This is a genomic window from Roseateles aquae (assembly GCF_032337115.1).
GTDB classification, from domain to species: Bacteria; Pseudomonadota; Gammaproteobacteria; order Burkholderiales; family Burkholderiaceae_C; genus Roseateles_C; species Roseateles_C aquae.
Genome location: NZ_JAVXZY010000024.1, coordinates 1 through 4,873 on the forward strand (window position 1 = coordinate 1; position 4,873 = coordinate 4,873).

General features: G+C 64.0%; 1 protein-coding gene. It reads left to right on the top strand.

Going from position 1 to position 4,873, the window contains the following annotated elements:
* Window positions 1–4,873 (top strand): non-ribosomal peptide synthetase (locus RQP53_RS24540; RefSeq protein ID WP_315653364.1); only part of this gene is annotated, 4,873 nt, incomplete at both ends.

Sequence of the window (4,873 nt, forward strand, 5' to 3'; positions counted from 1 at the left end):
CGAAGCGCCGCGAGGCGAGTTGGAGGCCGCCATCGCGGCGATCTGGTGTGAACTGCTGGGGCGTGACCAAGTCGGCCGTGACGACCACTTCTTCGAACTCGGTGGCCATTCGCTGCTGGCCGTGCGCCTGATGTCCAGGCTGCAGCAGCAGTTCGCTGCGGAGGTCGCGCTACGGGATCTGTTCGAGCATCCGACTCTGGCCGCGTTCGCTGCAAGAATCTCGCCCGCTTGCGTCGAGGGCGTGAAGGGTAGTCCTGGGGCCGGGGGGCGCGAACGCGCAGTCGTTCCGGCCGACCGCAGCCGACCCTTGCCACTCTCATGGGCACAGCAGCGGCTGTGGTTCCTCGCGCAGCTGGATAGCGCTGCAAGCGCTGCCTACCACCTGCCCTCGGCACTTCGTTTGCGTGGCGAGCTGGATCTGAAGGCACTGGAGGCAACACTGAATCGCATCGTGGCGCGCCACGAGAATCTGCGCACTCGCTTTGTTCAGTCCGATGGCCAGCCGGTCCAGGTGATCGATTCACCCGATATCGGCTTCAAGCTCGACCAGGCTGACCTGAGCTCTTTGCGGGGCCATGAGCAGGCCGCGGCGGTCGAGCGCAAGGCGCTCGATCATGCCAGCATGCCATTTGACCTGGCCATCGGGCCATTGATCCGCGGCACGCTGTTGCGTCTGGGCCATGACGAGCACGTGTTGCTGATCAATCAGCACCACATCATCTCCGACGGTTGGTCGGCAGGCGTGCTTGTGCGCGAAGTTTCCCAGCTCTACGCGGCGTTCAGCGCCGGCCAGGTTGATCCATTGCCAGCGCTGGCCATCCAGTACGCCGATTACGCGGCCTGGCAACGTGAATGGCTGCAAGGTGAACGCCTTGCGGCACAGCTGGACTTCTGGCAATCCCGCCTTGCCGGTGCGCCTGAGCTGCTGACATTGCCAAGCGATCGTCCACGGCCCGCACAGCAGAGCTATGCGGGCGCGAGTATCGCCTTTGAAATTGGCGCTGAACTGGACCGTGGACTGAGGGCGCTCGGTCAACGCCATGGCGTGACGCTGTACATGACCTTGCTCGCAGCCTGGGCCGTCCTGATGGCGCGGCTGTCAGGACAGAATGAGGTCGTCATTGGCAGCCCGATTGCCAACCGTCAAAGCGCAGAGCTTGAGGGCCTGATTGGCTTTTTCTCCAACACCCTGGCATTGCGAGTGGCCGTCTTCGGCGGCGATGATGGTGGCGGCGAACTCGATCTGGGCGCGCTGCTGGCGGCGGTCAAGAGCGACCTGCTGCGGGCATACGAGTACCAGGATCTGCCGCTTGATCAGGTCGTTGAGGCGGTCAAGCCACAGCGGAGCTTGGCCTACAGTCCGCTGTTCCAAACCATGCTGACGCTGAACAGCCGTGGCACACAGGACGAGGCCTTGCACTTGCCCGGCCTTGAGTTGAGCAGTTGGGCGACAACGCTGGGGTCAAGCAAATTCGATCTCTCGATCTCCGTGCAGGAGATGGAGCAGCCCGGACTCCTGGCGACGATTCTGTATGCCACCGATCTGTTCGATGCGGCGACGATCGAGCGTTGGATCAAGAGCTTTGTTTGCTTGCTTGAGGGCATGGTGCAAGACGACAAGCGGTCGGTTCAGCGCCTGCCGCTACAGCCTGTGGCCGAACGCAACAGCTTGCTTGAGGCGTTCAATCCCGCGCCGGTGGAGCACGAGCGTGACACTCGCATAGAGCAGCGTTTCGAAGCGATTGCCCTGCAGCAGCCCGATGCCCCGGCGATTGTCTGCGAGGATCGGGCACTCAGTTACCTGCAGCTTGAGCAGCGCGCTAATCAATTGGCCCATGTGCTGGTCCGGCTTGGCGTGCGGCCCGGACAGCCGGTAGCGCTGTGCCTGTCGCGCAGCGTCGAGATGGCAGTCGGCTGGCTGGGCATTTTGAAGGCCGGCGCTGTCTATGTGCCGATGGAGCCCAATCAACCGCTGCAGCGGCTGCGCCATATGGTGCAGGACAGCGGCGTGGCACTGATCCTGACGCAGCTGGCGCTGGAGGACGAACTGCGGCAGCTCGGCGGCATCGAGCTGCTCGCGCTGGATGCGGACACGAGGCTGTCGAGTGCACCGGTGAATGCGCTCAATCTGAGTGTTGGCGAGGCCAGGGCAGGCGAGGCGCTCGCCTACATGATCTACACCTCGGGCTCGACGGGAGCGTCAAAGGCGGTGATGGTCGAGCATCATTGCGCCTTGAATTTCTGGCAGGCAATGCGCGAGACCACGCATCAGGGTTGCCCCCCGCAGGCTCGGATCGCGCTGAACGCCTCATTCGCGTTCGATATGTCCTGGAAGGGCTGGCTGCAGCTGCTGTCCGGGCATTGCGTACACCTTGTGCCGCAGGAACTGCGCGGTGATGGTGCACGTGTGCTGGCATTTTTGCGCCGCCACGAGATCGACGCCTTCGACAGCACGCCTTCGCAGCTGGAGTTGTTGCTCGCGGCCGGGCTGCTGGAGCCCCACGCCCATCAGCCAAAGGCCGTGCTCTTGGGCGGCGAGCCCATTGCGCAGCAGACCTGGGACCGACTGCGCCGGGCGCGGCATATCAGCTTCTTCAATATGTACGGGCCGACCGAATGCACGGTTGACGCGACGCTGGGTGAGATTGGTGAGGATGACGCGAGGCCGCATATTGGCAAGCCTTTGCGCAATGCGCGCATCTACATCCTCGATCGCTGCGGCGAGCCGGTGCCCGTCGGCGTGGCTGGCGAGATTTACATTGGTGGAGCTGGTGTGGCGCGCGGCTACCTCAAGCGCGAGGCGCTGACGGCCGAGCGTTTCCTGGTTGATCCGTTCCAGGCGGGCGCACGCATGTACAGGACCGGCGATCTGGCACGTTGGCTTCCCAATGGCAAGATCGAATACCTCGGCCGCAATGATTTCCAGGTCAAGATCCGCGGCTTTCGCATCGAACTTGGCGAAATCGAGGCTAGGCTGGTGGCCTGCGCTGGCGTTCGCGAAGCGGCGGTGTTGGCGCGTCAGGACTCGGCTGACGATGACAAACGCCTCGTGGCCTATGTGGTGCCCGATGCGGACCCTAGTGCGAAGGATGTCGCGCTTGACATCTCGGCCCTGCGCGCGCAGCTGGCGCGCGAGCTGCCCGATTACATGGTGCCAAGTGCCTTTGTTCAGCTGCAGGCCTTGCCGCTGACGGCCAACGGCAAGCTGGACCGCAAGGCACTGCCTGCGCCGGATCAGCGGGCGATCGTGGCGCGCGACTACGAGCCTCCACAAGACTTGTTCGAAGAGACGATTGCCGCCATCTGGGCTGAGTTGCTCAAGCTTGATCGCGTCGGGCGGCACGACGATTTCTTCGCGCTGGGCGGCCACTCGTTGCTGGCTGTTCAGCAGGGCTCCCGCCTGCGCGAGCGGCTCGGCATCGAAGTGCCTTTGCGCAGCCTGTTCGCCCATCCGACCCTGTTCGAATATGCGCTGCAGGCGCGCGCTGGAGAACACAGCAAGTTGGACGCAATTCAGCCCGCTGATCGGGGCGCGCGCTTGCCACTGTCGTGGGCGCAGCAGCGCTTGTGGTTCCTCGCGCAGCTCGATCAGGCGGCGAGCGCGGCCTATCACATGCCTGCAGCGCTGCAGCTGCAGGGCTCGCTGAACCGCGCGGCGCTGAGTGCCACGTTGAACCGCATCGTTGCTCGCCACGAGAGCTTGCGTACACGCTTCGTCCAGCAGGGCGATGTTGTCGGCCAGGTGATAGACGAGGCCGACAGCGGCTTCGCATTGGCCGAAGAGGACCTGACATCCCTGCGGGGCCATGAGCAGCAGGCTGCCGTCCAGCGGCTGATGCTTGATCACGCGAGCATGCCCTTCGATCTTGCCCAGGGGCCGCTGATCCGCGGCAAGCTGCTGAAACTCGGCGATACGGATCATGTCTTGCTGATCAACCAGCATCACATCGTCTCCGATGGTTGGTCGATGGGCATCCTGGTGCGCGAGGTCTGCGCGCTCTACGCGGCTTTCAGTGAGGGGCGCGAGGATCCCCTGTCGCCCCTGCCGATCCAGTACGCCGACTATGCGGCCTGGCAGCGCCAGTGGCTGCAGGGCGAGCGTTTGCAGCAGCAGCTTGGCTATTGGAAGCAGCGCCTCGCTGGCGCTCCCGACTTGCTCGCACTGCCGACCGATCGACCGCGCCCGGCACAGCAGAGTTTTGCCGGCGCCAGCGTCGCGTTCGAGTTCGACGCGGAACTCACGCATGGTCTCAAGGCGCTAGCGCGCCACCATGGCGCGACGCTCTATATGACGCTGCTGGCGGGTTGGGCCGTGCTGATGTCGCGGCTGTCAGGCCAGGACGACATCGTGATCGGCAGCCCGATCGCAAATCGCCAGCGTGCCGAGATCGAGGGTCTGATTGGCTTCTTCCTGAACACGCTGGCCATGCGCGTCGAGCTAGGCGCTTCGCAAGCTGAGGCGTGCTCGGTCGCGGGGCTGCTCCGAGTTGTGAGGGACAGTGTCCTGCAGGCGCAGGCGCATCAAGATGTGCCGTTCGAACAGGTGCTCGATGCGGTGCAACCGGCCCGCAGCCTGAGTCACAACGCCTTGTTCCAGACCATGCTGACGCTCAACAACACGCCCGAAGCGGGCGAGTCGGCGCTGCCTGGTCTGAGCCTTCGCTCGATCGTGCAGGAACATGAGGCCAGTTACTGTGATCTCTACGCGTCGCTGGCGGAAAGCGGCGGGGCTATCAAGGGCAGCATCGTCTACGCGACAGCCTTGTTTGATGCCGAGACGATAGAGCGCTTTGCCGGGTACTACCGGAGAGTGCTGGAGGGCATGGTTGCGGACGCGACGCAGCGGGTGGATAGGCTGGCGTTGCTGGACGAG